The organism is Dapis brunnea BLCC-M229, assembly GCF_050015995.1.
Lineage (GTDB): Bacteria > Cyanobacteriota > Cyanobacteriia > Cyanobacteriales > Microcoleaceae > Trichodesmium.
Map to the genome: position 1 here is coordinate 1 of NZ_JBNHEP010000304.1, position 3970 is coordinate 3970.

Annotated in this window: 6 protein-coding genes; 2 read left to right on the top strand and 4 right to left on the bottom strand. The window is 38.8% G+C overall.

Annotated features, from left to right (window positions below):
- Window positions 1-303: 303 nt before the first annotated feature.
- Both ACP6PM_RS34955 and ACP6PM_RS34960 read right to left on the bottom strand, forming a co-directional pair.
- Entirely contained in the window at window positions 304-825 is a 522-nt protein-coding gene (locus tag ACP6PM_RS34955) for a transposase (protein ID WP_426591470.1), read from the bottom strand.
- A gap of 160 nt (window positions 826-985) precedes the next feature.
- The gene (locus tag ACP6PM_RS34960; RefSeq protein ID WP_426591471.1) at window positions 986-1228 is read right to left on the bottom strand and encodes a hypothetical protein; all 243 of its coding nucleotides are present in this window, start codon (window positions 1226-1228) and stop codon (window positions 986-988) included.
- Window positions 1229-1623: 395 nt separating this feature from the next.
- Between ACP6PM_RS34960 and ACP6PM_RS34965 the strand changes: the two genes are divergently transcribed.
- Together ACP6PM_RS34965 and ACP6PM_RS34970 are read left to right on the top strand one after the other, a co-directional pair.
- Window positions 1624-1938, top strand: coding sequence for a transposase (locus ACP6PM_RS34965; RefSeq protein WP_426591472.1), 315 nt, complete (start codon window positions 1624-1626; stop codon window positions 1936-1938).
- Complete coding sequence (locus ACP6PM_RS34970; RefSeq protein WP_426588141.1) at window positions 1925-2101, top strand: hypothetical protein; 177 nt, start codon at window positions 1925-1927, stop codon at window positions 2099-2101. Before ACP6PM_RS34965 ends, ACP6PM_RS34970 begins: the two co-directional genes overlap by 14 nt.
- A 561-nt stretch (window positions 2102-2662) precedes the next feature.
- On the opposite strand, the gene ACP6PM_RS34975 is transcribed toward ACP6PM_RS34970, so the two are convergent.
- Together ACP6PM_RS34975 and ACP6PM_RS34980 are read right to left on the bottom strand one after the other, a co-directional pair.
- Entirely contained in the window at window positions 2663-3286 is a 624-nt protein-coding gene (locus tag ACP6PM_RS34975) for a hypothetical protein (RefSeq protein WP_426591473.1), read from the bottom strand.
- Between the two features lie 16 nt (window positions 3287-3302).
- Window positions 3303-3653 (bottom strand): hypothetical protein, encoded by a 351-nt coding sequence (locus ACP6PM_RS34980; RefSeq protein WP_426591475.1) that lies wholly within the window; start codon window positions 3651-3653, stop codon window positions 3303-3305.
- Between the last annotated feature and the right edge of the window lie 317 nt (window positions 3654-3970).

A 3970-nucleotide genomic window follows, 5' to 3' on the forward strand; every position in this document is an offset into this window, starting at 1 on the left:
ACCAGAAACAGGCCAAACCTATTGGTGGATATTACCACGAGTCAGGACAGATTTGCTCACGGGGTGACAAGCAACTCAAAAGTATTGTGGGATAAGGGTTTAAAGGGCATAAGCAGGGGAGAAAAATTGACAGGTTTTATGATAATAATAATCATTCTCAGTGGTGGTGTGGGTGAGCTTCGCTCACCCACACCACCAACCCATATTGAACTATTGTTCAATTAATGTCCAACAGAACATTTATGTAAGTCCATTAAAAAATTTTAATAATCAGATGAATGGTAAGAGTTTGAGTATAAATAATTAACTATTATTTAATATCGACAGAGCTTTTAATCCTCTTTGATACTTCGACTTTTTCTGAGGATTAAAATTCATCAGATCTGTGACGAGTTCAACTAAATATTCCCAAGCCATGACCCACAATTCACCATACATACCTACCCAAAAATTACTATGTCTTTTATCTTTTCGCCTCAGCTCTGTTAATCTACAAATGTAGTTTTGATACCCGGATTTTTTGATAAGTTTACCTTGATAAAATGAAGCTGTGTAAGCAATAGCAATAAGTAAAATTAAATTGGTCAAACGTTGTGTATTAGCTCGACTACCTTCTAGATTATATCCACCTGTTTTACAGTCTTTAAACATAGCTTCAATACCCATTCGAGAGCGATAAATTTTGATGACTTCATCCAAGGTTTCAATATTTGTTAGTAAATACCAAGGTTCCTTTTCTACCTTTTTTTTATATTTTCTCTTCCAATAAGCAGCTAAGTTAAAACTTCCAAATCCTTTCTTCTGAGTCAGATTAATGTTACTCAAAAATATTTTAGTTCCTGGAGATACAGGTAAATTCCTCAATAACTGGTATTTTTGACGATTTTTTCTATAGTTAGTATCTTGTTTTTGTCGGTTGTAGGAAATTAATTTTTTGAGTTCTCGCTCTAACTTTTAGCCAATGAGATAACTCTACACCATGAAATTAAGAGTCTCCAATAATCACCAACTTATATTTTTTTAATAACCGTAAAACTGGCTTAATAACTGCCTTTTGTTCGGCTAAATTGGTAGAGCCTTTTTTCGGCAAAATCTGCCAGTAAATAGGTAATGCTCTTTTTTGATAAATGACTGCAATCACGAAGATATTATTATGTTTCCATTGTGTTCTATCTATGGTTAAAATTAATTGGCTACCATCCGAAAACTCCCTCTGAATAATCATCATTATTATAGGGAACCAAAACAAGGGCAAGCTCAAAGATGCAGGATGTTAAAAATCTTTGTATATGTTTTCGACGGCTTTCATACTGAATTGGTAAAGGAAAACAAGCTGCCAACCTTTCTATTTTTACTGTTTTCTGGACAGTAATTAACCTTGCCTAAGATTTTTAAAGTTTGGACTTGAGTATCGGTCAAAGATTGTTTAAAATATGACTCATACAATGATAAAAATTGCATTTAGGTCAGTCTATATCTGTAAGTGGACTGACTTTTTTTAGCATAAAATGTGACTGATGGCCATAGCTCCTTAATTGACATAAAAATCAACTTTAATTGGGGGAGAAGGGGTGGGTTTGCGAAGCAAACCCACCCCTTCTCTTAGAATGATTATCATTATCATTGATAAAAAATCCATATTTTCAAGCTCGCTTGAATCCAAGAAACCCTTATCCCACAATAGTTTTGAGCTGCCTGTCACCCCGTGAGACAGATTTGTTTAGTGCGGTACTGCAAGATTTTGCCCAGCACTTTGAGATTGGGGCTAAAAAGCGAGTAATTCTAGTATTAGATCGAGCCGGGTGGCATACAAGCGTTCGCGTCAGCGGAACGGAGTTCTATCGCTTGGAGGTGCCAGATGGTATTCACTTATTCCCCCTACCTCCTTACTCTCCTGAGCTACAGCCTGCAGAGAGATTATGGCATGCAGGTCAATGAAGTTGTGGCTAATCAGGCGTTTGACTCGATCGCAGAGGTAGAAGAACTGATTGAACAACGCTGTTGCCATTTACTGAGAAGACCAGATTTGCTCCGAGGAATCACTTTCTACCATTGGTGGCCTCAAGTCATGTCTGAAGATACTTATATTATGGTTAATTAATGTGACTTGATATTAGTTATTCCTCTGTCAAACCATATTATTCATCCCGCAAATATGCAACGCCACTTTTTGCTATATTATTTTCCAAAATGCACTTAGTCAAGTTCAAATGATTAAAACAGGAGAATTTGTTGATGCTGATTTTCGACACTATCTATCTGTGAAATCAACAAATTTAATCAAAAATATTTTTGATAACCATAGCTTCGCCCTCCCCACTCCAAAGGTGGGGTAAAACTTAAGCCCATTCTTAACCTAACCCGCTACCCCATCAGGTGGCGGCCCCAAAGCCAAGCGCAACCCCTCAAAAAACTCCACTGGCATCACCCCCAGCAACCCACTCAACAAACCAACAAGCGTATCAATAGACAAAAAATCCAGAATTTTCCGTCCAAAAATCTTAACTACCACCACCACTTCACTTGCTAATTACTCCACCGTAATCAAACTATCCTTAAAATCCTGCAACAGAGCAGGTATCCCAATCTCTAAAATAGTCACAGCATCCTCAAACTGAAGATCCACAAGAGTTTCACTGCTGTGCATTTTGTTATTATCTAATTAAGTTAGTGCAGGCAAACGACCTTCAACCCTCTGATATTGCCTAGTTAACAGCCAAGTTTGACTAGCTTCGTAGGTATCGCCAGCAAAAGATAGTTGGTAATTTTCAGAGGGATTATAAACATAGCTTTGACCTGAAGTATTGGTGATTAAAATTAACACTTGAGGGGGGAAAGCAGTGCGGTCTATCCACAGTTCGGTAAACTGTAAATTGAGAGCCTTATTTGCCTGAATTTCTACTTCTGGTAAATCTTCGACTTGTTGGAAACGTTGTCGCAACACCGTTAATATACTTTCATCGCTGCTTTCTACATCGTAAGCACTACTATCTACGACGCGAACAATTATATTTGACTCCGGTGCGTTGTCTAGGTAGCCTACAAATGTGCCGTCGATGACTTGGGTAATGTTGCTGGCTATTTGTAACAGAATTTCTCCAGAGACTCTGGTTTTGGTATCAGCTAATTGGTGAAGGCTATCACTATCAGTTCCCAGACATTCAAGGTCTGATATTTCCCATTCTGTGCTGGCAAGTTTTTGGCCGAGTAATTGGAGAATATCGGCGAGATTGACTGCTAGGGTGTTGTTATTCGGTTGGCGATCGCTTATGGTGATTCCGCGCATATTTTCTCCTTTGATTCTAGTCTGGTTGTTCTAAGAGTTCGGCTGCGCCTCTGATAAAGCCAGAAGTAGTACCTATCTTGGGGTCGTTGATGTAAAAACGGTGTTGATGTGGCGGTCTGGGATGTCCGGGGCGCATCCTGCCACTACGGGGAAAGGTGGGACTGGTAAAGTCGATGTCGCGCACCGGATGGTTGTTGGCATCATATTCCCGTCTTTGATAAATTCTGTTGTTAATTGTATCCCACCGCAGCACTGAATGAGGACCTATTGCGTTGGTGTCTGGTCCTGAAATCCTGGAGGGTCGAGCGCTTTTCTCAACGGGGGTCGAGTCTGCATATTTGGCATAAATTTCTGGTTGTGAGGGCATCAAGCATTAGGAAGTTTTTAGATTAAAGATTGATTTTTTAATTGTATCATAAATTGGCAGATATATACAGCTAAATTATTAGGAATTAAAGCATTAATAATTAGCGGATGGCTATATATAACTGTTGATAATTCAGGGATTTATAGTACAATATATAGTAAGCATTCAGCCGTCAGTTATTAGCAAGCCTCCTGGGTCGTAACTACGCGATTCAGCTATTAATTTTAGGAATGTCAAAGCAACCTTTGAAATTGAGAAAAAAGTAAGGATTCAGGTGAGAGCGATCGCACTCTGGGTTTGATGAAGGGAAATACCAG